This is a genomic window from Acinetobacter wanghuae, assembly GCF_009557235.1.
Taxonomy (GTDB): Bacteria; Pseudomonadota; Gammaproteobacteria; order Pseudomonadales; family Moraxellaceae; genus Acinetobacter; species Acinetobacter wanghuae.
Genome location: NZ_CP045650.1, coordinates 1,419,027 through 1,443,121 on the forward strand (window position 1 = coordinate 1,419,027; position 24,095 = coordinate 1,443,121).

20 protein-coding genes are annotated in these 24,095 nt (G+C 40.2%); 11 read left to right on the top strand and 9 right to left on the bottom strand.

The annotated features are described in order from the left end of the window. Positions 1–34: 34 nt before the first annotated feature. The 3 genes from GFH30_RS06680 to GFH30_RS06690 all read right to left on the bottom strand — a co-directional run bounded on the left by GFH30_RS06680 (position 35) and on the right by GFH30_RS06690 (position 4,662). Entirely contained in the window at positions 35–1,531 is a 1,497-nt protein-coding gene (locus GFH30_RS06680) for a succinate CoA transferase (protein ID WP_153371486.1), read from the bottom strand. Positions 1,532–1,626: 95 nt separating this feature from the next. Next, on the bottom strand, positions 1,627–2,802 hold the full coding sequence (locus tag GFH30_RS06685) for a thiolase family protein (RefSeq protein ID WP_171501041.1): 1,176 nt from the start codon (positions 2,800–2,802) through the stop codon (positions 1,627–1,629). 78 nt (positions 2,803–2,880) lie between these two features. Beyond that, positions 2,881–4,662, bottom strand: a complete 1,782-nt coding sequence (locus GFH30_RS06690) for an acyl-CoA dehydrogenase C-terminal domain-containing protein (protein ID WP_153371488.1) — start codon at positions 4,660–4,662, stop codon at positions 2,881–2,883. Between the two features lie 564 nt (positions 4,663–5,226). Here GFH30_RS06690 and GFH30_RS06695 point away from each other — a divergent pair. Next, positions 5,227–5,847 (top strand): TetR/AcrR family transcriptional regulator, encoded by a 621-nt coding sequence (locus GFH30_RS06695; RefSeq protein WP_153371489.1) that lies wholly within the window; start codon positions 5,227–5,229, stop codon positions 5,845–5,847. A gap of 13 nt (positions 5,848–5,860) precedes the next feature. Here the strand turns inward: GFH30_RS06695 and GFH30_RS06700 are convergent, their stop codons facing one another. The 4 genes from GFH30_RS06700 to cysK form a co-directional block, all read right to left on the bottom strand. Further along, the gene (locus GFH30_RS06700; RefSeq protein ID WP_153371490.1) at positions 5,861–6,055 is read right to left on the bottom strand and encodes a heavy-metal-associated domain-containing protein; all 195 of its coding nucleotides are present in this window, start codon (positions 6,053–6,055) and stop codon (positions 5,861–5,863) included. A gap of 37 nt (positions 6,056–6,092) precedes the next feature. Beyond that, on the bottom strand, positions 6,093–6,488 hold the full coding sequence (gene cueR, locus GFH30_RS06705; protein ID WP_153371491.1) for a Cu(I)-responsive transcriptional regulator: 396 nt from the start codon (positions 6,486–6,488) through the stop codon (positions 6,093–6,095). Further along, positions 6,485–9,169, bottom strand: coding sequence for a heavy metal translocating P-type ATPase (locus tag GFH30_RS06710; RefSeq protein ID WP_153371492.1), 2,685 nt, complete (start codon positions 9,167–9,169; stop codon positions 6,485–6,487). Before GFH30_RS06710 ends, cueR begins: the two co-directional genes overlap by 4 nt. Before the next feature lie 132 nt (positions 9,170–9,301). Continuing rightward, positions 9,302–10,300, bottom strand: a complete 999-nt coding sequence (cysK, locus tag GFH30_RS06715; RefSeq protein WP_153371493.1) for a cysteine synthase A — start codon at positions 10,298–10,300, stop codon at positions 9,302–9,304. A gap of 280 nt (positions 10,301–10,580) precedes the next feature. Here cysK and GFH30_RS06720 point away from each other — a divergent pair, with 280 nt between their 5' ends. From GFH30_RS06720 to GFH30_RS06765, 10 genes are all read left to right on the top strand, one after another. Then, positions 10,581–10,919, top strand: coding sequence for an ArsR/SmtB family transcription factor (locus GFH30_RS06720; RefSeq protein ID WP_153371494.1), 339 nt, complete (start codon positions 10,581–10,583; stop codon positions 10,917–10,919). Between the two features lie 166 nt (positions 10,920–11,085). Continuing rightward, positions 11,086–12,834, top strand: a complete 1,749-nt coding sequence (locus GFH30_RS06725) for a SulP family inorganic anion transporter (RefSeq protein WP_153371495.1) — start codon at positions 11,086–11,088, stop codon at positions 12,832–12,834. Positions 12,835–13,155: 321 nt separating this feature from the next. Then, positions 13,156–14,352, top strand: coding sequence for a serine/threonine transporter SstT (gene sstT / locus GFH30_RS06730; protein WP_153371496.1), 1,197 nt, complete (start codon positions 13,156–13,158; stop codon positions 14,350–14,352). Positions 14,353–14,393: 41 nt separating this feature from the next. Continuing rightward, a complete protein-coding gene (locus GFH30_RS06735) occupies positions 14,394–15,068 on the top strand; it encodes a YoaK family protein (protein ID WP_153371497.1) in 675 nt (224 codons plus the stop codon). 14 nt (positions 15,069–15,082) lie between these two features. Next, on the top strand, positions 15,083–15,616 hold the full coding sequence (locus GFH30_RS06740; RefSeq protein WP_153371498.1) for a DUF2058 domain-containing protein: 534 nt from the start codon (positions 15,083–15,085) through the stop codon (positions 15,614–15,616). Between the two features lie 456 nt (positions 15,617–16,072). Continuing rightward, positions 16,073–17,899 carry an ABC transporter ATP-binding protein gene (locus GFH30_RS06745; protein WP_153371499.1) on the top strand — a complete coding sequence of 609 codons (1,827 nt, stop codon included), beginning with the start codon at positions 16,073–16,075 and terminating at the stop codon, positions 17,897–17,899. 20 nt (positions 17,900–17,919) lie between these two features. Then, positions 17,920–18,369, top strand: a complete 450-nt coding sequence (locus GFH30_RS06750) for a MaoC family dehydratase (RefSeq protein ID WP_153371500.1) — start codon at positions 17,920–17,922, stop codon at positions 18,367–18,369. A 150-nt stretch (positions 18,370–18,519) separates the two neighbouring features. Beyond that, the gene (locus tag GFH30_RS06755) at positions 18,520–19,548 is read left to right on the top strand and encodes an AraC family transcriptional regulator (RefSeq protein ID WP_153371501.1); all 1,029 of its coding nucleotides are present in this window, start codon (positions 18,520–18,522) and stop codon (positions 19,546–19,548) included. A gap of 82 nt (positions 19,549–19,630) precedes the next feature. Further along, positions 19,631–20,005 carry a glycine cleavage system protein GcvH gene (gene gcvH / locus GFH30_RS06760; protein WP_153371502.1) on the top strand — a complete coding sequence of 125 codons (375 nt, stop codon included), beginning with the start codon at positions 19,631–19,633 and terminating at the stop codon, positions 20,003–20,005. A 227-nt stretch (positions 20,006–20,232) separates the two neighbouring features. Then, entirely contained in the window at positions 20,233–21,411 is a 1,179-nt protein-coding gene (locus GFH30_RS06765) for an MFS transporter (RefSeq protein ID WP_153371503.1), read from the top strand. A 48-nt stretch (positions 21,412–21,459) separates the two neighbouring features. Here the strand turns inward: GFH30_RS06765 and GFH30_RS06770 are convergent, their stop codons facing one another. Both GFH30_RS06770 and GFH30_RS06775 read right to left on the bottom strand, forming a co-directional pair. After that, positions 21,460–22,653 carry a PilT/PilU family type 4a pilus ATPase gene (locus tag GFH30_RS06770; RefSeq protein ID WP_153371504.1) on the bottom strand — a complete coding sequence of 398 codons (1,194 nt, stop codon included), beginning with the start codon at positions 22,651–22,653 and terminating at the stop codon, positions 21,460–21,462. Positions 22,654–22,901: 248 nt separating this feature from the next. Next, on the bottom strand, positions 22,902–23,951 hold the full coding sequence (locus tag GFH30_RS06775; RefSeq protein ID WP_153371505.1) for a 3-deoxy-7-phosphoheptulonate synthase: 1,050 nt from the start codon (positions 23,949–23,951) through the stop codon (positions 22,902–22,904). Positions 23,952–24,095: the final 144 nt, after the last annotated feature.

Here is a 24,095-nt window from a genome sequence, read left to right on the forward strand (position 1 = left end):
GATAGGCTTGGTTTTTTATTGGAATGATTATGTATTAAGCGATTTTCATCGTACCCAACTCTTCAAAACGCGCATGCCATGACAATGCTTCTCTCAGCAAATGTGGGGTTTGACCACCCTGCTGACAAGCACGATCATAATAATCATTGAGGGCATCGCGATAATCAGGATGCGCACAAATATCAATAATTTTGCGGGCACGTTCACGCGGTGCTAAACCACGTAAGTCTGCTAAACCTTGCTCTGTCACTAAAATATCGACATCGTGATCAGTATGATCCGTGTGTCCTACCATCGGTACAACTGACGAAATTGCGCCACCTTTGGCATAAGACTTTGTCACAAAAATCGCGATATGTGCATGACGGGTAAAGTCGCCTGAACCGCCAATACCATTCATCATTTTGGTACCCGTGACATGGGTCGAATTTACATTGCCATAAATATCAAATTCTAAAGCCGTATTAATCGCTATAATCCCTAAGCGACGAATTAATTCAGGATTATTAGATATTTCTTGCGGACGTAGCACAATCTTATCTTTGTATTGATCAAAATTACCAAGGACACGTGCCGCACATGCATCGGTCAGCGTCATTGAACAACCTGATGCAAAGGTCATTTTGCCCGAATCAATCAATTGGAAGGTACAGTCTTGCAAAACTTCTGAATACATCTGCAAATTACTAAAACTTGAATGCTCAAAGCCAGCAAAGACGGCATTGGCAACTGAACCGACACCCGATTGTAAAGGCCCCAAGTTTTCAGGTAAGCGCCCTAATGCAACTTCTTGCTCAAAGAAATGAATCAAGTGTTTGGCAATGGCTAAAGTGTCTTCATCTGGTTGATCCATACCAAAAGAGGTATCAGGGATTTCATTCATCACAATTGCAGCAATTTTTTCAGGCGCAATGTGAATGCCAATGCTTCCAATACGATCACTTGATTGAATGAGTGGAATTGGACCACGATTTGGACGGGTTTTCGGTACATAAATATCATGTACGCCTTCCAATACTGGACTGATGGTGGTATCAATTTCGATAATCACCCGATCTGCCATTTCGATGAAATTCGCAGAATTGCCACAAGACGCCGTGGGAATAATTTGTCCATCTTCAGTAATTGCAGTCGCAGCTACAATGGCAACATTGATCCCTGCCAAGTTTTTATGACGAATATTGTCTGCCATTTCAGATAAATGCTGATCGATATACATCACTTCGCCAGCATTGATGGCTTTACGCAGAATCGGATCGGCTTGATAGGGATAACGGCGTTCAATTGCACCTGATTCACTCAGCTTACCATCAATACGATTGCCGAGACTGGCACCTGTGGCAAGCGTAATTTTCATTGGATGGGTCTTGGCATATTCCGCAAGTGCTAAAGGCATTGTTTTGGCCTCACCTGCACCACCAAAACCACTCATACCCACCACATCACCATCGTGAATCAATTCAAGGGCTTTTTCTGCCGAAACCACTTTATCGTGCAGCGGGAGGAAACGAATACGATCTAAACCTGTCATAACAAAATCTCAAAAATAAACAGCTCAATGGTTGATGCTCCTAGCGCACTAAAAGCATAAAAGATGGGCTTATCTAAAAAATGTCGCTTTTGCGCTTAAATCAATTCAACAGCGATGGCTGTCGCTTCACCACCGCCAATACACAGTGCTGCAATGCCTTTTTTGCCCCCTGTACGTTTTAAGGCATGAATCAAAGTCACGACAATGCGTGAACCTGATGAACCTAGCGGATGACCAAGCGCACATGCACCACCGTTGATGTTTACTTTTTCGGGATCAAGATCAAAGGCATCCATCGCTGCCATCGTGACCATTGCGAAAGCTTCATTCACTTCCCAAAGATCGACATCTTTTACATCCCAACCTGTTTGCTTTAATACTTTTTCAATCGCGCCCACAGGTGCAATAGTAAACTCTGATGGGTGTTGCGAGTGACTTGCATAAGCCATAACCTTGGCAAGCGGCGTTAAACCAAGCGCTAATGCAATCTCGTTTGACGTCACCACAAGTGCAGATGCACCATCAGAAATTGAGCTGGCATTTGCAGCTGTAATTGTGCCGTCTTTTTTAAATGCAGGACGTAATGTTGGGATTTTGTCTGCTTTGGCATTTAAAGGTTGTTCATCCTGCTCAACCACCACCTCACCTTGACGTGATTTGACCGTTACAGGCACAATTTCCGCTTTAAAGAAACCGTCATTTACTGCCGTAACAGCTTTGTTTAATGAAGTAATGGCATACGCATCTTGTTGTTCACGCGTGTAGGCTTTCTTGTCTGCCATCTCTTGAGCCAAAATACCCATTGACAGACCTGTTTCTGCATCTTCCAAGCCCTCTTGGAACATGTGATCTGTGGCTTTGCCATGCCCCATACGTAAACCGGCACGGGCTTTTTCCATCAAATACGGCGCATTTGACATCGACTCCATGCCACCAGCCACTACAATCTTTGCTGATCCAGCTTTGATGGCATCTGCTGCTTGCATCACCGCTTTCATCCCTGAACCACAAATTTTATTGATGGTGGTTGCGCCAGTAGAATCGGGTAAGCCTGCTTGACGCATTGCTTGGCGTGCTGGACCTTGTTTTAAACCGGCAGGTAATACACAGCCCATAATCACTTCATCAATATCATTGGGTGCTAAACCCGCACGGTCAACAGCAGCCTTAATGACAACAGCGCCTAAATCTGGGGCGGTACAACTTGAAAGTGCACCTTGAAAACCACCCATTGCGGTACGTAATGCATCTACAATGACAATCATTTGAATTTCATCCATTTCTATTATTTGTTTTATAACATTGGAAAGTACATGACCTTCCAATGTGTTCCTTGTATGGGGCTCTTTTTAAGCTTGAGCTGTGAAATATGCTTCAGGAAGTTGCATGACTAAATCTGCACCGGCTTGAATACGCTGAATACGTGCCGTTAAGTCAGGCAGAACTTTGGCAACATAGTAGTCGGCAAGAACCAACTTATTTTGGAAGTAGCTATCTGTTTTCGCTGCTGCAGCTTGGCTGATGCGTGCATACATATAGACAAAGCTGAGCAAGCCCACTGCATGTAAATAATCGACCGCAATAGAGTTGGCAAAGTCAGGATTGAGTTTGGCTTGTTCCACGATGTAAGTGGTTAAATCTTCAAGCTGTTGGCACACATTCAACGTTGCTGCTTTAAGGCTTAAAGTATCGTCCATGCTTTGGGCAAATTCACGGATATCTGCAATGTATTCTGCAATATAAGCGCCTTGGCATTTTGTGGTTTTACGACCAATTAAATCGATGGCTTGAACGCCATTGGTGCCTTCATAAATTTGTGAGATACGTAAGTCACGAATACATTGTTCCATGCCCCATTCACGAATATAGCCATGCCCACCAAAGCACATTTGTGCTTCAAGAGCAGCATCTAAAGCTTTATCTGTTAAATATGCTTTAGCAATCGGTGTCAGTAATGCCACGCGGTCGGTTGCTTTACGTACTGCTTCAGGGTTGGTTGAATATTTGGTGATATCCAATTGTTGACCGACATAAACTGCAAATGCACGAGAAGCTTCATTATTGGCACGAATGTTTAATAACATACGGCGCACATCGCCATGCACTAAAATACTATCTGCGGGTTTTGACGGTGTTTTTGCACCTGTTGAGGCACGACCTTGTAGGCGGTCAGTGGCATATTGCGCCGCATTTTGATAAGCAAATTCAGCCGCACCAATCCCCTGAATCCCCATCGATAAACGTTCATAGTTCATCATGACAAACATGCCAGCAAGTCCTTCATTTTCCTTGCCGACCATAAAGCCTTTGGCACCATCAAAATTCATCACACATGTAGATGAGCCTTTAATACCCATTTTATGTTCGATTGAACCTGCGCTCACGGCATTACGCTCACCCAATGAACCATCTGAATTCACATTAAATTTTGGCACAATAAACAAAGAAATACCGCGTGAACCTGCGGGTGCATCAGGTGTTTTTGCTAAGACTAAATGCACAATGTTTTCAGATAAATCATGTTCACCACTAGTGATAAAAATTTTAGTGCCTGTCACATTGTAGCTACCATCCGCATTGGGTTCAGCTTTGGTTTTAATCAAACCTAAATCTGTACCTGAATGTGGCTCAGTTAAACACATCGTGCCTGACCATTCACCGGTATAGAATTTTGGTAAATAGGTTTCTTTTTGCGCTTGTGAAGCTCGGTCGTTAATTGCCATACCTGCACCCACAGTCAAAAGTGGATATAGCATGAATGATGGGTTAGTACTCCAAATCATTTCATCGGCAAGCACAGTGAGCATTTTCGGCATGTTCTGACCGCCCCATTCCTCACTTGCACCTAAACCAACCCAACCGCCTTCGGCGAATTGCTTAAAGGCTGCTTTAAAACCAGTAGGTGTAGTCACTTCACCATTTTTAAACTGAGCACCACCTTCTTCATCTGCTGGACGGTTTAAATCTAAAATGACGTTCTTTGAGAATTTTGCCATCTCTTCTAAAATAGCATTCGCCGTTGCCATATCTAAATGTGCAAGATTTTCATTCCCTTGCCAAAATTGTTCAGCTTTAAACACATCATTTAAAATGAAATCCATGTCTTTTAGAGGAGCATTATAAACCGGCATTTTTTAATTCCTATTGAAGGTTGTGACTCACGCATGACCATGCTTTTTTGACATAATCAAAGCATTTATTTTGAACAATATTTATCCATAAACATTCAAGCTATATATTGTTTTACTCGGTGTAATCTATTTTAAAGCTCATTTTAAAATATATACCCTTAGTATCTACTAATTCTGCTGAAAAACGATATATCCCTGTGATTTCTTGTAATTAAGTCCACTTTAAATCAAAGAAATAATTTTCAATATAATGATTAATTTTCAATCGAAATATTAAAAAATATAACACTGAAAATTCAACTCATTCAGAAAAGCAGATACTTTAAAATGCCATGACAATAGAATATTTAAACTAAAAAAGGAATGTTATTTAAGAAAATTGACCTCTAGGGTTCAACTTTCTTGACAAGTATTTATTTAAAACAGTATTTAGCTTTTAACATCACTCAAATGATGATTTAAAGTACAACACTAAGTGATTTTCACGACCTTAGTTTTATATGCATGATCTAAAATATTCGATAAGCTCAACTTGTTCACTTTCTCAACGTTTGGAACAATACAATGACCACGGTAAGGCAACAAAACTTTATTCAGCGTAAAGAAAAGATTCTCTCCATGGCTGAAAGCTTATTGCTTGACAATAATCAAGATATTACTTTGAGTGAGTTAGCAAATGAATTAGATATTGCAAAAGGAACGATTTATAAACATTTTAAGAGTAAAAACCAATTATATTTAGAGCTGATTATTCTTAATGAAAAAAGAATTTTAGAAATATCCAAAAAATATCATCACGATATTAAAAATTATGTATCGCAATATATGCTTTATCATATGCTTAATTCTAATCGAACGATTTTATTGCATAGTATTGAAGAAAGATTAACCAACAATGAAAGAAATCTGAAAGAGTTATTCCAAGAATTATATCAAGTGCGCGAAGAACGCATTATGCGTATTAAAGACATGACCAGTGAATATTTGGTTTCTTTAGAAAGTGCCATGTCTATTCGAGATTATCTCTCTTATATTTGGACCGTCACCCATGGTGCAGCTTTATTGCTCAATTCAACTCATTATCAAAAATCAATAGGTTCTCGAGAACGATTAATTAAGCTCTATATTAATCAAGCCCTCATGACGCCAGAGAAAATCACCCCAGAAAATAAAAGCCTCATATGAGGCTTTTATCAAATCACGCAGTCACTGGTGGGAAACCGTCTTCCGTTAATGCTGCAATCACGTCATCTTGACTGATCTGGGTTTCAACGTCGACTAATTTAGTCGCGACATCAATTGTCACCACTGCGTTTTGGTCTAATTCCTTAATGGTTGCAGTTACACTTCGCGCACAACCACCACATGTCATATTATCAATACGTAATTTCACTTCTAAGCTCCAAGTCTATGTTTAAAATTGAATACGATCATTCATTGCCCTGTTCAATGTGATTGAGAATATGACATTCCGCTTGCTCATTTCCGGCACATTGATCAACTGATTGCTGAAGAATTTCGACCATTCTTTGCATTTCTGCAATTTTTGCTTGTAACCATTCAATATGGCTTTCGGCTAATTTTTTGACATCACTACTTTGACGATTTTTATTTTGCCATAGCGTCAACAAATCTTTCATTTGTTCGGAAGAAAAACCCAATAGACGGGCTTGCTGAATAATACCTAACCGTTGTAGATCTTGATCATGATAGATGCGATAACCAGCATTCGTGCGCTCGGGTTCAGGCAGTAATCCAATCTGTTCATAATAACGAATCATTTTGGCAGATAAACCTGACTGTTTTGCCGCCTGACCAATATTCATACTTGCTCCTTAAAACGAGCGAGGTTAAAGCGTTTTAATCGTAAAGCATTCGAGATGACGAAAACTGATGACAATGCCATGGCTGCGGCTGCAAACATGGGTGACAGTAAAATGCCAAAGAATGGATATAAGATCCCTGCGGCAATTGGAATCAACGCCATATTATAAACAAAAGCCCAAAATAGATTCTGTTTGATATTGGTCATGGTGGCATGACTGATGGCAATCGCAGTCGCGACTTGTTGTAAGTTACCTGACATCAACACCACATCTGCGGCTTCAATTGCGATATCTGTTCCTGTCCCGACAGCAATACCCACATCGGATTGTGCCAATGCGGGTGCATCATTAATGCCATCTCCGACAAATGCCACTACACCAAACGTGTGTTGTAACTCACTGACAGCGTCAACTTTTTGTTGTGGTAAAAGCTCAGCAACCACATGATCAATATGAAGTTGTTTGGCAACGGCATGGGCTGTAAATGCATTGTCACCTGTCATCATGGCGACTTTTAAACCTTGAGCATGCAGCGCTTGAATGGCTGAATAAGTGGTACTTTTAATGGGATCGGAGACCGCAATGATCGCTGCGAGTTGCTGGTCAATCGCTACATAAATCGGGGTTTTCGCCAACTCACCCCATTGCTGTACCTGTATTTTGAAAGCACTGACATCAATACCCCATTGCTGCATGAGTTTTTCTGCACCAATATAGATGTGTACATCCAGCACCTTTGCCTGAATGCCCGCACCCGTGATGGCATTAAATTCGGTCACGTCTAAGAGTTTGATATTTTGTGTGTTTGCTGCTTGCACAATGGCATGTGCAATGGGATGTTCTGATTTAGCTTCCACTGAGGCGACTATTTGTAATACATATTCTGCGGTGAAATCAGGCATGATTTCTAGGTCAGTCAGTTCAGGTTTACCTTCAGTTAATGTGCCTGTTTTATCTACCGCAACGACACGACTTTGTTGCAAGCGTTGTAAGGCATCACCTTTACGAAATAAAACACCCAGTTCAGCGGCGCGTCCTGTTCCAACCATAATCGAAGTCGGTGTTGCTAAGCCCATGGCGCATGGACAGGCAATAATTAACACGGCAACGGCGTTGACCAAGGCATAACTGAAACTCGGTTCTGGACCAAAGATAAACCATAGAATAAAAGTGAAGAGTGCTAAGCCCATCACCACAGGGACAAACCATAAGGTGACTTTGTCCACCATGGTTTGAATGGGTAACTTTGCGCCTTGGGCGTGCTCGACCATTTGAATAATATGTGCAAGCACTGAGTCTTGCCCCACTCGGGTGGCACGGATGTCTAAACTACCATTTTGATTGATTGTACCGCCAATGACTTGGTCGCCCTGATGCTTGAATACAGCATGTGGCTCACCGCTGATCATGGCTTCATCAACATAGCTTTCTCCTGCAATGACTTCACCATCTACCGCAATTTTCTCACCAGGTTTGATGGCAATGATCATGCCTTGCTTTAATTCAGAGACAGGTAAATTGACCCAATCATTGCCCTGTTTTACCCGTGCTTCTTTAGGCTGCAAACCGATTAAATATTGAATCGCTTGTGATGTTTTGCCTTTGGCTTTGGCTTCCAAATAACGCCCAAGTAAAATTAAAGCGACAATCACCGCGGCTGCCTCAAAATACACATGCACGGTACTTATAGGTAATACGTTCGGGAAAAATGTCGCCACACATGAGAAGCTATAAGCTGCTAGTGTGCCAATCGCCACAAGTGAATTCATATCGGGCGCTCGCCGCCACAATGCTGGAATTCCATGCTGGTAAAAACGCCGTCCCGGTATTAAAAGCACAAGTGTGGTGAGGATCCACTGCAGATACCAACTATTTTGTGTGCCAATCGTATGGGCAATAAAATGATGAAATGCGGGAAATAAATGCCCGCCCATTTCTAAAAGAAATACAGGTAACGCTAAAAAAAATGCAATATAAAAATCATGCTTTAAGCTGTCTGCTTCGTTGGCTCTTTTTGCTTGAAGGCTTATTTGCTGTTTTTGATCTTGAGATTTTATTTTTGCGGTAAATCCAGATTTTTCAACGGCTTTAATTAATTCTTCTTCCAATAGATGAGAACCTTCAACAATGGCTTGTTCCGTCGCAAGATTCACATTGGCTCGAGTCACACCGGTCACTTTTAAAAGTGCTTTTTCCACACGTCCTACACAAGACGCACAGCTCATACCTTCTACAGAAAGTTCGATTGAATCATACTGAATATCAAAACCTGATGTTTGAATGGCTTTGATGAGACTGCTCGCTTCAATGTGACTCAGCATATGAACATGGGCTTTTTCAGTTGCCAAATTCACTTCGGCGGAAATCACACCATTGACTTTATTTAATGCTTTTTCGACACGTGCCACACAAGATGCACAACTCATGCCGACAATATTGAGCTCAAGCTGAGTCGTCGCAACATTAAAACCTGCTTTTTGGATAGATTGAATGATCTCTGAGAGAGCAATGAGATGCGTACTTTGAATATGGGCCTTTTCGGTGGCTAAATTGACCTGAGCTTCAGTCACCCCCGCTATTTTTTTTAAGGCTTTTTCGACACGTGCCACGCAAGATGCACAGCTCATGCCCTCAATGACAATCGATTGCTCGAATATTTGTGCTGTCGTGCTGTGTGGCATGTGCTCATCCTAAATTCATCTGAGTATCCTACTAGCTTAAACCTTCCCTGTATGGGAAGGTCAAGTCTGATTCACGGATAGACATAAAAAAGCCCGAGACAGGCTCAGGCTTTTAGAATAGTCAAGACACCATTATTCGGCAGAAATATTTTCAAATAAAATTGAAGATAAATAACGCTCACCGGCATCAGGAAGAATAACCACAATGTTTTTGCCTGCATTTTCAGGACGCGCTGCCAATTGAGCCGCTGCTGCCATTGCCGCACCACTTGAAATACCGACCAAAATTCCTTCTTGAGTCGCTGTTTTACGCGCCCATTCCACTGCATCAGTACTTTCAATGGCAATCACTTCATCCACCAAAGATAAATCTAAGTTACCCGGAATAAAGTTTGCGCCAATACCTTGGATTTTATGCGGTCCCGGTGTCAACGTTTCACCACGTTTCGCTTGACCAATAATAGGAGACTCAGCGGGTTCGACAGCCACTGAATAAATTGCTTTATTTTTGACTTGTTCAAAGTAACGCGAAATACCCGTAATTGTACCGCCTGTACCGACACCAGACACTAGGATGTCAACATTACCCCCAGTTGCTTCCCAAATTTCAGGACCTGTGGTTTGCTCATGAATTTTAGGATTGGCTGGGTTTTCAAATTGTTGTGGCAAGAAATAAGTTTCAGGCTGTTCAGTCACAAGGCGAACCGCTTCATCGACTGCACCTTTCATGCCTTTTGCAGGTTCTGTCAAAATCAGATTCGCACCCAATGCTTTAACCACTTTACGGCGTTCAATACTCATGCTAGCAGGCATCGTCAATGTAATATCATACCCTTTTGCAGCAGCAACAAATGCTAAAGCAATCCCCGTATTACCACTGGTCGGTTCAACAATATGCATGCCCGGTTTTAACTTACCAGACTTTTCAGCATCCGCAATGAGTGCTGCACCGACACGGCATTTTACTGAAAATGCCGGGTTACGGCTTTCAATTTTAGCCAAAACAGTTGCACCACCTTGAATGGCACGGTTAATTCGTACCAAAGGTGTATTCCCAATGGCTTCGGCATTATTGTTATATACCGCGATGCCCAAATTACTAGGTGTTGGAAAAGCTGAATCTGTGGTCATGTCAATATCCCTAATCTTCTATATTTAAGATGATGGCGCATCGTACAATCAAAGCGAATATTTGTGCCGCCTTAATAGCAAACGCGCATAAACATATATGTTTGATGACTTAAATTATATGCCTTAAATCGTCATTTAGGCGTTTCAATCTTGTATAAAGATATAATTTTTCTTGATATTAAAATTCACAAAAAGCCATTAAAAATGGGCACTTTTGGCAATGTGTGAAAGCAAGTGCCACCTATAATCAAAAGGCAGTTTTTACCGTTTGGATATCGCAATGAAAAATGATCTCGAAATCACCACTATGGGTGGTTCTTCTGATCTTGTGCTCTGCATGTTAAAGGCACTTGCCAATAACGATCGACTGAATATTTTGTGCCATCTCACCAAAGCTGAATTAAATGTGAGTCAAATTGAACAGATTACGGGAATTAAACAGCCGACACTGTCACAACAATTGATGATTCTACGTAAAAGTGATGTCGTGTCTACGCGTCGTGATGGCAAGCAAATTTATTACGCTATTAAAGATCAGCATATGATTGTGCTGTTACATACCTTATGCCAACTGTATGGTCAACAAGCAGAGAAAACACGTTTAGATCAAGCATCATAATTCTAATTTATTGATTTAATTACATCTTATACTTTTAATTTTCTGTATTGAAAGTATTTCATATCAGCTTTTGAAATTTATTTCATACAGCTCAGCACGATTTCATCCAAGACTTATTAGCACTTTTTATGCATAATATATCTATATTTGTGATTTAGACCGTGATATGCCTGACCTTAAGCCCAACATATTCCATAAATTGCCTGCTTGGGCATGGCTAAGCCAATATAATTCGGTCAAATTCAAATCTGATGCGTTGGCATCTTTAATTGTGGTGGCAATGCTCGTCCCACAAGGCATGGCATACGCGATGTTGGCAGGTCTCCCCCCAATTATGGGACTCTATGCCAGCATCCTCCCCATGTTGGTTTACGCGATGCTCGGGGGGAGTACCACTCTGTCGATTGGTCCCGTTGCCATTATCTCAATGATGACTTTTGCCACCCTGAATCCACTGTTTGAGGTCGGTTCTCCGGTTTATATTGAAGCAGCCATGCTGTTGGCACTCATGGTCGGGATCATTTCTTTTTTGCTTGGGGTGTGTCGTTTTGGCTTCCTGATTCAACTGATCAGCCATCCTGTTATTAAAAGTTTTATTATTGCTTCCGCGCTGCTTATTGCATTGGGACAATTAAAATTTTTGGTCGCTGTTCCCTTAAATGCCAATAATCTCATCGAATTTATTCAGAGTAGTATTCAATATGTGCATCTCATGCATTGGCCCAGCCTTGCCTTTGGTTTGCTGTCTATTTTGCTTTTGATCTATGTGCCAAAACTACTGAAATCACAAGCTGTATTGAACCGAGTTGGCTCAACCGAATATTTGGTACGTGCCATTCCACTGCTCTTAGTGGGTTGCGGTATTGCAGCCGTACTATTTTTCGGTTTAAGTGAAAAAGGGATTCAAACGGTCGGTCTCATTCCATCTGGTTTTCCACCTTTAGGATTGCCACATTGGAATTGGCAACTGGTTATGCAGTTATTGCCCGGTGCAACCATGATTGCGATGATTAGTTTTGTCGAATCATTGTCTATTGCTCAAGCCACTGCCTTACAACAACGCAGCCAACTCAATAGTAACCAAGAACTCATTGCTTTAGGCGTGGCGAATCTCAGTGCGGGCATCAGCTCTGCTTTCCCTGTAACGGGAAGTTTGTCGCGTACCGTGGTGAATGCCGATGCTGGTGCTAAAACACCGATGGCAGGGATTTTGTCTTCATTGCTGATTATTGTGGTTAGTTTATTTTTTACTGACTTTTTTGAAGATTTACCGTTAACTATTTTAGCGGCGACCATTATTGTCTCCATTTGGAAACTCGTCGACTTTTCGCCTTTTATTGATGCTTGGCGCTACTCCAGAGCAGATGGTATTGCCATGTGGATTACCTTCTTTGGTGTCGTGCTGATTGATATTTCGACCGGTCTGATGATTGGAATTGTCTCGACATTTATCTTGATGCTTTGGCGGATCAGTCGTCCACATATGGCGGTGGTCGGTTTGGTTGAAGGTACACAGCATTTCCGTAACATTCAACGACATCAGGTCATGACCTCTGCACATGTTCTATCATTACGTATTGATGAAAATTTAACTTTCTTAAATGCTAACGCATTAAAAGGTTATTTAATTAATCAGCTGAGTCGTACCAATGATATCAAGCATGTGATTTTAAACTGTTCAAGTATCAGCGCGATTGATTTAAGCGCCTTAGAAATGTTGGAAGATTTAAATGCTGAATTATCAAAATTGAATATTCGATTACATTTTGCAGAAGTCAAAGGTCCAGTGATGGATCATTTACAAGGCTCAAAACTACTTACACATTTAAGTGGTCGTATTTATTTAACCCACTTCCAAGCTATTCAAGATATTTCACCAGAAATTTTTGAACACAATAAAGATTACAGTATTTGAAAATATGACTTCTATTGCCATTTTTTAAAGCGAATTGACGTATTTTATTGCGCTTTTAAGCGTGATATAAAATGAATTTATCACTTTTAAAATGGCATTTAATTTCAAAATAGTGATAAACGGAAAATGTTAAATTTGTAATAAAAATCAACTATTTTGATTAAATTTAAATCATTTAAACGTGTATTATCTCAAATTAATATCTTTATTTTCATAAGCTTAGATTTTATCTAAAAATATATTTTAAGCCAATTGATATTTAAGTATAAAATAGTCGAAATTTTTCCGAATTAGCCCTCGTAATTTCAACAAGGCAACTTTATGTTCTCTGCTCTTACGCGTATGAGTTTAGTCTCCCGTATTATTATCGCCATTATTCTTGGTGTTGCTGTCGCAATCTTCTTTCCAGAATTTGCACCAAACCTAAGTTTGCTTGGTGATTTATTCATTAAAGCACTGAAATCTGTCGCGCCTATTTTAGTTTTCATTTTAGTTTTAGCATCCATTGCGAACTTTAAAGTGGGTCAGAGCAACGATAAAATAAAACCAATTATGTATATGTACGGCGCAGGCATGTTCCTTGCTGCCTTAAGTGCTGTCATTGCCAGTATTTTATTCCCAAGTACATTATTCCTCGATGCTGCTGCTCAAGGTGATTTCCAGCCACCGGGCAGCTTGGTTCAAATTTTAAGAAATTTACTTCTAAGTTTTGTCGCAAACCCAGTAACTGCAATTGCTGAAGCTAACTTTATTGGTATTTTAGCGTGGTCAGTCGCATTAGGGATTGCTTTCCGTCATGCATCAGACACCACTAAAATCTGCTTAAATGATGCAGCGAATGCCATTAACCATGTGATTCGTCTGGTGATTAGTTTTGCTCCGGTAGGTATCTTTGGTTTAGTGGCCGTGACATTTGCGGAAGCGGGCTTAGATACTTTAGCAAGCTATGCACATCTACTTGCTGTATTGATTGGTACGATGGCATTTGTGGCACTGGTGATCAATCCGTTTATGGTGGCCATTGTTTCGCGCAAAAACCCCTACCCATTGGTGTTGACTTGTTTACGTGAAAGCGGCATTACTGCGTTCTTTACCCGTAGTTCGGCGGCTAATATTCCTGTGAATATGGATTTAGCAAAACGTTTGGGTGTATCGGAATCTACATCAAGTGTCGCAATTCCACTCGGTGCTGCTATTAATATGGCAGGTGCGTCTGTGACCATTACCATTTTGTCATTAGCGGCTGTGTATACGCTAGGCATTGATGTTGATTTCACGACCATGCTTATTCTTTCAGTGGTCGCGACTGTTTCAGCATGTGGTGCTTCAGGTGTTGCCGGCGGTTCTTTACTTCTCATTCCAGTTGCTTGTGGTCTGTTTGGCATTTCAACTGATGTAGCCATGCAAGTGGTTGCGATTGGTATGGTGATTAGCGTGCTTCAAGACTCAACAGAAACTGCCCTCAATTCATCAACTGATGTTTTGTTTACTGCTGCAGTAGATCTTGCTAAAAAATAATCATATATTGAAAAATAAAATTATTTTTCAATATTAAAGTTATGCCATTACAACGTTTACCGTTATGGGTACAACTCGGTGCATTTTTCCTTTCGCTGAATGCGGGCATGATCAATGTACTGGGTTTAATTACCGTTTTGCATCAATCCGTTTCACATATGACAGGCAATGTCAGTATGTTAGGTATGGCGCTGCTCGACGGTAATCTTGAATTTGTTATATTCCTTGTTTTGGTTATTCTGAGCTATATCATAGGCTCAGTCTTAAGCGGGTTTATTATTGGAAATAGTCACTTTCACTTAGGGCTCCGTTATGGATCTCCCTTAAGTTTAGTGGCTTTTTTTATATTCGTTTGTTGGCTATTGCTTCCCGTTCTTCCGCGTTATGCCTTACTTTTTGCATGTGTGGCAATGGGTGTACAAAATGCCATGATCAGTCATTATCAAGGTGCGATCATTCGCACCACACATTTATCAGGTGTACTCACTGATTTAGGTTTGGCACTTGGTTATCGCCTACGTGGACTTCAAGTCGATAGAAAACGTGTTACCCTGCATTTATTGATCTTTTTTGGATTTTTAATGGGTGGAATCCTTGCCAGTTGGATTTATCCTTTATTAAAATTAAACGCATTCTTGATTCCAGTGCTGCTCGGCTTTAGCTTAAGCCTGATTTATTGGATCTTTTATTTACGTTATCGACATCAACACAGTTAGTTTTGGAAAATATTATGGTTAAAAATGCATTACAGGCGCAGTTGCTGAAAGCGGGTCTGGTCGATAACAAAAAAGCGAAAAAGTTGTCTAAACAAGCGGTACATGAAAAACGTACTGGTGACGGCAGTGAGGCTGAAATTAAAGCCAATATTGAAAAAGCCAAACAAGAGAAATTGGCAAAAGATCATGCCATTGAGCAAGAGAAAAAAGCTCTTTTGCAAGAAAAAGAGTTGAAAGCCGCAATTATGCAAATGATTCAGCAGCATAAAATTCGCGATACCGACGGCGAAATTTCTTATCAATTTATTGATGAGAAAATTAAAAAGATTTATCTCAATCAGCAAATTTATAATGCATTGGTTGCAGGGAGTCTGGTAATTGCACGAGACAATGAAAGCTATGCAATTTTACCGAAAGCCCTTGCCGATCGTATTAATGCGAAAATGGAAGGCTTCATTATTGTGAATAATTCTGAAAAGAATGAACAAACCACAGATGAAGAAGATCCATACGCAGCATATGTGATTCCTGATGATTTAATGTGGTAATGTTTTGAGGCAGAAATGATGGCTCGAAAGCCATTATTTGCATCAATTAATATTCGTCATTAGATTTTAGTTAAAAATAAAGCCTGCTTAACTCTCCCAAACTAAGCAGGCTTTCACACATATCTATATCATTGTTTTTTTATTTTTGGAGTGCGATTAAGATAGCAGCTCATGAATTTTTTTAAGTATGCTTTATATAACTTGTCTGTATCTAAATGTTCTAATTAAGTTATATTTATCAAAAACTTGTACAATTTATAAGCAACCATCCTTAGAAATCGCCATACTGTGTTTATTCTTTCACCCATACTTTCTTATACGTCACTTTTACAGTATCGCCTATTTGGCATAGTGGATATCCGTAAATATATTGATGACTGAACAGATATTCATTTTGAATTAAAGTACATTGAAAGATTGACCTCATCATCGCTGTCTAGCAAAGGTATTTTCCGCATGTTTAAATGGTTTGAAAATCTGGTAGATCCCTATCCTACGCAAAACCTCAACCAACCATTACCTAAAACATTCTTTGCCTTTGTTTGGCAGGCAGCAACAGGTGTACGCCGTTATTTGCTGATTTTGGTGTTGTGTACCGCAGGTGCAGCAACGTTTGAGGCTTTGCTGTATGCGAAAATTGGTGATTTGGTCAATTGGCTCAGTAAAAGCCAACCTGAAACTTTTTTAGATCAACATGCTAGCAACTTAACCCTACTCGCCATCATCCTATTTGCGAATATCTTCTTCGCTAGCGCGCAATCTATCGTAAAGCATCAGATTTTATACAGTAATTTCCCAATGCGTCTGCGTTGGAGATTTCATAATCTATTACTGAAGCAAAGTTTGGACTTTTTCCATAATGATTTTGCAGGACGTTTATCGGCAAAAGTCATGCAAACCGCTTTGGCTGTGCGTGAGTTTTGGGTCATTCTGGGCGATATGTTGGCGTATGTGCTGATTTACTTCGTCACAATTAATATTGTATTGGGTGCTATCTCACCTTATTTAATGCTGCCGCTGTTTATTTGGCTCATTTTATTCGTCAGTGCCGCGCTGTATTTTATTCCAAAATTGAGCAAAATCTCTAATGCGCAAGCCGATGCACGTGCTGTGATGACGGGTCGTATTACTGACGCTTATACCAATATTCAAACGGTAAAATTATTTGCGCATGCGGGACGTGAAAGCCAATATGCCAAATTGTCTATGCAAGAATTTATGGTTACAGTCCATAAGCAAATGCGTTTAGGTGCACAATATGAAATCACAATTTTGTGTTTGAGTGTGGTGTTATATGGTGGCGTTCTCGGCACTGCCATTTGGCTATGGATGCAAGGACAAGCCCAGCTCGGTATTATTGCAGCAACTACAGCAATGGTGCTAAAGCTCAACAGCATCGCTGAATTTATGATGTGGCAAACCTCTGCATTGTTTGAAAATGTCGGTACCATTCAAGATGGTATGAAAACACTGGGACGTCCGATTAATATTCAAGATAAACCGGGTGCAGAAGATTTAAAACTCACTCATGGTGAAATTAAATTTGATCAAGTGAGCTTTGCTTATAACGATAAAAATGTTATTCAGAATTTTGACTTAACCATTCGACCGGGCGAAAAAATTGGGATTGTTGGACGCTCTGGTGCGGGTAAATCGACCCTGATTCAACTCTTATTAAATTTCTACAGCTTAGGCAAAGGTCGTATTCTCATTGATGGGCAAAATATTGAAGATATAACCCAAGACAGTTTGCGAAAAAATATTGCCCTCGTCACACAAGATACGTCCTTATTGCATCGCAGCGTGGCAGAAAATATTAAATACGGTCGTCCTGATGCCTCAGATGAAGAAATGTATGAAGCTGTGCGTAAAGCCAAAGCTGAAGAATTTATTCCACATTTAACCGATTTACGCGGTAAAAAAGGTTATGAGGCTTATGTTGGTGAACGTGGCGTCAAACTGTCTGGTGGACAACGCCAACGAATTGCCATTGCCCGTGTCTTCTTAAAAGATGCACCGATTTTAATTTTAGATGAAGCGACCAGTGCTTTAGACTCGGAAGTTGAAGCAGCCATTCAAAATAGTTTGGATGACTTAATGCAAAATAAAACCGTGATTGCCATTGCGCACCGACTGTCGACTATTGCGCAAATGGATCGTTTGATTGTGCTGGATCAAGGTCGCATTGTGGAACAAGGCACGCACGACGAATTGGTCGCATTAAATGGAATTTATGCGCAGCTTTGGCAACGCCAAACTGGCGGATTTTTAATTGAATCATAGATTAAACAAGGATGATGTGAATGTTGTATTTGGAAGACTTGAACTTAAATGATGTATTTGAAAGTCGACGTTATGTGATGACTTTAGATGAAATTTTGGATTTTGCAGAACGCTATGATCCGCAAGTCTTCCATACCGATGCAGAAGCAGCTAAGCAACATCCGATTTTTCAAGGTTTAGCAGCAAGCGGTTGGCATACAGCAGCTGTGGTCATGCGTTTATGGACAGAATGTTTTCCAGTGGCTTATGGATTAATTGGTTCAGAGTCACATTTACGTTGGCCTCGACCGACACGTGCCCATGATGAAATCCGAGTTCATGTGCATATTAGCGATATTCAGCCCTCTAAAAGAAAGCTTGATCGAGGAATTGTGACCTATGAGACACAAGCTTTGAATCAAAAAGATGAGGTTTTATTGCAATCTTCGACTAAAATTCTTGTGTTTAAACGAGAATTTAGCGCAAATTAGTTTGATTTTCCTCTATGAATCAAGCTAATCTGCTTGAGTGACGCAGACAATCTAAAACGTATTGTCTGACAATTTTAACTCAAAAATAAACTGTTTCATGACAGTATAAATTTATAAATAAAAAAATTGAGCACTTGCAACGGATCGCGCATGAAAACAATTGTTCCTCGTCAAGACCAAGGTATTCCCGGTGTTTATGGTCTTTTACTTCTCGATGTTATTTCCCGCTGGGGCTATAACGATGAATCTTTATTTACACCGTTTGGTCTAAATAGCGAACAATTGGCTGACCCTGACTATCGTATTCCAACCCCTGTTGCCAATGAGCTTGTTAAACATGCCTTGAAACTTACTGGTGAGCCAACGTTAGGCTATCACTTGGGTACGCAAATGCGGATCTCAATTCATGGCTTCATTGGCTATGCCATTATGACCGCAAAAGACATTACAGATGCTTTAGTACTTGCAAACCGTTTTGTACAGTTACGTATGCCATTTTTACAGCTGTTTTTTTCTACCTTTGGTGCGAAAGCCAGTGTTCAATTACAAACGGATGTTCTGCTTGAACCACTACGTACCGAGATTTCTATCGCCTTGATTATCGGGATGATCACAATGTCGAGCGCGATTACAGGGATTGAAAATGCCAGTGGTGACATTGATTTTGACTTTAAAAAGCCAGAAGGCTTTGATCGCTTTATGGCAAAACTGCCCTACCATCAATTTCGTTTTGAACAACCGCATTTGCTGCTGAGTTTCGATAAAAGCTATTTAATGAATAAATTGGTACATGCCGATCCAATTGCCAGTCAAATTGCTATTAATCAATGTGAAGCAGAACTTTCAGCACTGGGTGAACGTCATCGTATTGCCATGCGCGTGCGTGATATTTTGACCCATTCCGAGCAGCACTATTTAAGCATTGAAAATGTAGCCGAACGTTTGCATATGTCAGACCGCACCTTAAAACGCCAATTGGCTGCGGAAGGTACATCGTTTTCAACTTTAGTGGATGAAGTACGTTATCGCCATGCCACGTCATTACTCTCACGTACCGATTTCACCCTTGAACAAATTGCCGATGAACTCGGATACAGTGATGTGGCGAATTTTAGTCGTGCATTTAAACGTTGGAGCGGTCGTAGTCCAAGCAATTGGCGTAAAGATCCTTATTTATAAGCATGGATAAGCCTTTTGTTTTAGCGCAAAAGAAGGTATAAATCATCTCAAAAATAATCTTTAGTAATTTCGGGAGTTATCCATGAATCATCCTTCAGAATTAAAGTACGCACGTACACATGAATGGGTACGTATCGAAGGTGATCTTGTTGTTACGGGTATTTCAGACCATGCACAGGATGCACTCGGTGATTTGGTTTATGTCGAAGCACCTGACTTAAACGCACATATTACGGTGGGTGAACAAGCGGGTGTGGTCGAGTCTGTTAAAACAGCATCGGATATTCATGCACCCATTTCAGGCACTGTGGTTGAGATCAATCCAGATTTAGAAGATGATCCTGATTTTATTAATGATGATCCGTATGGCAAAGGTTGGATTTATAAAATCAAACCTGACAATATTGCTGATGTTGAAGCACTGCTTTCCAATACAGATTATGAAGCGGGTCTCTAAGAGATCATGTCAATGAACCAGTCTTTTGACTGGTTTTTTTATCGCTGAAATATGCTCAAATAGGGTAAATTGTATAAAAATTGATTTTAAATCGATTTATTATTATACTTTTCAAATATTTTTCCGCTTTTAATTCTCTCGCAGCGTAAATAAATCTGTGGTCAAAACAACAATGACATGCCGCATGATTTTATTTCTAGCGTATCACCTTACGTTTTAGGACTCCTATGAACGCCTCATCAGCGCCGTTGTGGACAAAGTCATTTATACTTTGTTTAGCCAATAACCTGTTTTTATTTATTTTTTATTTTGCACAAACCACGATTCTCCCTGTTTATATTTTAAATGATTTAGGTGGTACGCTCACTGAAGCTGGTCTTGCTATGACCTTGTTTATGGCGGCAGCGATTATCGTACGTCCATTTAGCGGTTTGATCATTGAAAAATTTGGTGTACGTAAAACTTTAATTCTTTCCGAGACTTTTTTTAGTTTATTCTCGTTGGCTTATTTGCTTGCAGATAACCTTACGCTGTTACTGATTATTCGTTTTATACACGGCATTTGGTTCAGTATCTTATCAACCGTGGTCGTTCCCGTCGTGAATCAGTTTATTCCTGAAAAACGTAAAGGCGAAGGCATGGGTTATTTCGTCATGTCAATTAATTTAGGCATTGTCCTTGGTCCCTTCTTGGGTTTAAGTTTAATTCAGTATTTCAGTTATTTGAACATTACGGCTTTACTCGCTGCGATGGTGCTTTTTGGCTTTATTTTTTGCTTCTTTATTCCCATTAAAGAGCCTTCAAAACCGAAGAAAGTACAGAGCTCTGGCTCTATTTTTCAACTCAGCCATTTTGTTGAGAAAAAGGCAGTGCCGATTGCTTTACTTGCCATGCTGATTTCATTTTCTTATGCCAGCATCATGTCATTTATTGCCCCTTTTGCTGCTTCAAAAAATCTGATGCCATATGCAGGACTCTTTTTCATCGTATTTGCTTTTTCTATGATGAGCTTAAGACCAATTACCGGCAAAATTTACGATCAAAAAGGTCCACAATATGTGATTTATCCAGCACTGATTGCCTTTAGTATTGGCTTGTTTATTTTAAGTCAAATTGAAACTTTGACAGGCTTCTTGATTGCAGCCGTGTTTATTGGTTTGGGCTTTGGTAGTGCACAGCCGTGTATTCAAACCCTTGCATTACAACGTGCACCCAAACATCGAATTGGACATGCTACATCGACTTTCTATACGCTATATGATTTGGGTATTGCGATTGGTTCAACGGTGGTCGGGCTCATGATTGCAGCACAAAGTTATAGTTTTGCTTATATTTGCTGTGGCATTCTAAGTTTAATCAGTGTCTTCTACTTTAAGTTCTTTGTGCAAGCACGTCCTGCGACCTAGTCTAAACCACCTTAAAATGATAAAAGGGACGCGATGCGTCCCTTTTATTTAAGCAGATTCTTGGTTTTCGTCTTCGTTTTCTTCTTTTTTAGGTTCTTCATACATCGTAAAGGCGGTCGCTGCTGCATCTTGCGAAGCATGCCTTCTTTGCCCTTTGAGTTTGATCTGCAACCTTAATTCATTGGTCGAATCGGCATTGCGTAAGGCTTCTTCATAAGAAATTGCACCTTCGTTATATAAATCAAAGAGTGCCTGATCAAAGGTTTGCATGCCCAATTCACGTGACTTTGACATAATACCTTTTAGCTCATGGAATTCGCCTTTGAGAATTAAATCTGAAATAAGGGGGGTATTCAGCATAATTTCAATAGCAGCACGACGCCCTTGGCCATCTTCTGTCCGAATTAAACGCTGTGAAATAATCGCTTTCATATTCGATGATAAATCCATCAATAATTGATTACGGCGTTCCTCTGGGAAAAAGTTAATAATCCGATCAAGAGTTTGATTTGCATTATTTGAGTGTAGCGTTCCTAAACATAAATGGCCCGTTTCAGCAAAAGCAATTGCATGTTCCATGGTTTCAGTATCGCGAATCTCACCAATCAAGATCACGTCAGGTGCTTGACGTAAGGTGTTTTTCAGTGCGTTATGCCATGAATGACAATCGACGCCCACTTCACGATGCGTAATCATCGACTTTTTGTGTTTATGTACGTATTCGACTGGATCTTCAACGGTAATAATATGTCCTGCTGAATTTTCATTACGGTAGTCGATCATGGCAGCCAGTGAGGTTGATTTACCTGAACCCGTGCCACCGACAACAAGTACTAACCCACGTTTTTCCATAATTACGGATTTAAGTGACTCTGGAAGTTTAAGTTTTTGAAAATTTGGAATTTCTGCAGTAATGGTTCGAATCACCATGCCTACATTCAACTGTTGTTGAAACACATTCACGCGAAAACGCGATACACCGGGAACGGTAATCGCAAAATTACACTCAAGCTCTGTTTCGAATTCTTTACGTTGCCGTTCATTCATTAAACCATAGGCAAATAGCTTGGTTTTCTCCGCGGTCAATGTCTGTTGCCCGAAAGGTTTCATCAAACCTTGATGCTTAATACTGGGTGGAAAATCAGCCGTGATAAACAGATCCGAACCGCCGTATTCAACCACTTTGGTTAGCATATGATGCATAAAGCGTTGTGCTTCTTCTAATAGTTCTGCTGTAAACATGATTTATCCTTTTCATCTGCACATCCTAGACGCTCAAATACATGAGTAATCTATGGAAATATCTTATTTATTTCATTGTGCAGGGTTTTAGTAAAACAGACAAATAGAATTGATTTATAAAGAAAATAATTTATTTTAAATGTGAATTAGATCAAGTAATGAAGGCATTTATTGTTGTTTATCTTATTTTTTTATGGGCACAAAAAGGCTTTCCTCAGCATGTCCCCAAGGAAAGCCATTTTAACATGTTACGCACTACGTTTTAATGCTGTAACACGAAGTAAATCTGCGGTATCGAGCAGTAAAGTTTTAGTTTTTTCCCAACCTAAACAGCCATCTGTGACAGATTGACCATATGTCATATTGTTTGATATTTTTTGATTGCCATCAACCAAATGACTTTCTAGCATCACACCGCGTACATTGCTGTGTGACCGTTCAGCCACAATGCGTGCCAATACTTCTGGCTGCTGCATTGGATCTTTCGCACTATTGCCATGGCTGCAATCAATCACTAATGCAGGTAATTCCATTTGAGATTTTACCTTGATCTTTTCAATTTCAGCTAAGGCGTAGTTGGGTCCGGTATTTGAACCACGTAAAATTAAATGTGCCTTCGGATTACCTGCCGAATTTAAAATACTCGGTAAACCTGATTGGCTCAGACCCATGAATTGATGGGAATGTGAAGCAGATTGAATCGCATCAAGTGCAATTTGAATCGAACCATCCGTACCATTTTTGAAGCCAATGCTGTATGGCATATGGCTTGAAATTTCACGGTGAATTTGTGATTCACTGGTACGCGCGCCAATCGCCCCCCAACTTAATAAATCATCGAAATATGCAGTTGCCATTGGACTTAGAATTTCTGAGGAAATTGGTAAACCCATTTCAATAATTTTTAGGTACAAGGCACGTGAACGTTCTAGCCCTAATTGCATATCTGAAGAACCATCTAGATTTGGATCGTAAAGGAAACCTTTCCAGCCAACGGTTGTACGCGGTTTTTCAATATATGCACGCATCACCAATAAGATTTGATCAGATACGTCATGTTGTAATTGTTTTAATTTTTCTGCGTATTCAAGTGCGGATTTTTCATCATGAATGGAGCATGGACCTGTAATCACCAACAGGCGATGATCTTTGCCATCTAAAATATCTTGGATGCTTTGTCGTTGATGAGCAATGTGTTGCGCCAATTGCGGAGACAGTGGCAATTGTGCTTTCAACTGCTCTGGTACAGCTAATGTGATTTCTGTTTGATTTTGTTTTGAAGTATTTACAGTGTTCATGTCTTTCTTTCCTTGGGACTGATCATACAGTCCATACTTTTATTTGAGCGTTATGGGTCTTTGTAGCTGCATTGCGAGGTTCATCACCTTGTTAAAGTAAGACCAATAAAAGTTGCTAAAATAAAAGTAGTTAAAAGTTGTCAT

Coding starts and splice junctions, on each gene's coding strand:
- GFH30_RS06680 (WP_153371486.1), bottom strand. CDS start 1,531: ATGACAGGTTTAGATCGTATTCGTTTCCTCCCGCTGCACGATAAAGTG.
- GFH30_RS06690 (WP_153371488.1), bottom strand. CDS start 4,662: ATGCCGGTTTATAATGCTCCTCTAAAAGACATGGATTTCATTTTAAAT.
- GFH30_RS06695 (WP_153371489.1), top strand. CDS start 5,227: ATGACCACGGTAAGGCAACAAAACTTTATTCAGCGTAAAGAAAAGATT.
- cueR (WP_153371491.1), bottom strand. CDS start 6,488: ATGAATATTGGTCAGGCGGCAAAACAGTCAGGTTTATCTGCCAAAATG.
- GFH30_RS06710 (WP_153371492.1), bottom strand. CDS start 9,169: ATGCCACACAGCACGACAGCACAAATATTCGAGCAATCGATTGTCATT.
- cysK (WP_153371493.1), bottom strand. CDS start 10,300: ATGACCACAGATTCAGCTTTTCCAACACCTAGTAATTTGGGCATCGCG.
- GFH30_RS06720 (WP_153371494.1), top strand. CDS start 10,581: ATGAAAAATGATCTCGAAATCACCACTATGGGTGGTTCTTCTGATCTT.
- GFH30_RS06725 (WP_153371495.1), top strand. CDS start 11,086: ATGCCTGACCTTAAGCCCAACATATTCCATAAATTGCCTGCTTGGGCA.
- sstT (WP_153371496.1), top strand. CDS start 13,156: ATGTTCTCTGCTCTTACGCGTATGAGTTTAGTCTCCCGTATTATTATC.
- GFH30_RS06735 (WP_153371497.1), top strand. CDS start 14,394: ATGCCATTACAACGTTTACCGTTATGGGTACAACTCGGTGCATTTTTC.
- GFH30_RS06740 (WP_153371498.1), top strand. CDS start 15,083: ATGGTTAAAAATGCATTACAGGCGCAGTTGCTGAAAGCGGGTCTGGTC.
- GFH30_RS06745 (WP_153371499.1), top strand. CDS start 16,073: ATGTTTAAATGGTTTGAAAATCTGGTAGATCCCTATCCTACGCAAAAC.
- GFH30_RS06750 (WP_153371500.1), top strand. CDS start 17,920: ATGTTGTATTTGGAAGACTTGAACTTAAATGATGTATTTGAAAGTCGA.
- GFH30_RS06755 (WP_153371501.1), top strand. CDS start 18,520: ATGAAAACAATTGTTCCTCGTCAAGACCAAGGTATTCCCGGTGTTTAT.
- gcvH (WP_153371502.1), top strand. CDS start 19,631: ATGAATCATCCTTCAGAATTAAAGTACGCACGTACACATGAATGGGTA.
- GFH30_RS06765 (WP_153371503.1), top strand. CDS start 20,233: ATGAACGCCTCATCAGCGCCGTTGTGGACAAAGTCATTTATACTTTGT.
- GFH30_RS06770 (WP_153371504.1), bottom strand. CDS start 22,653: ATGTTTACAGCAGAACTATTAGAAGAAGCACAACGCTTTATGCATCAT.
- GFH30_RS06775 (WP_153371505.1), bottom strand. CDS start 23,951: ATGAACACTGTAAATACTTCAAAACAAAATCAAACAGAAATCACATTA.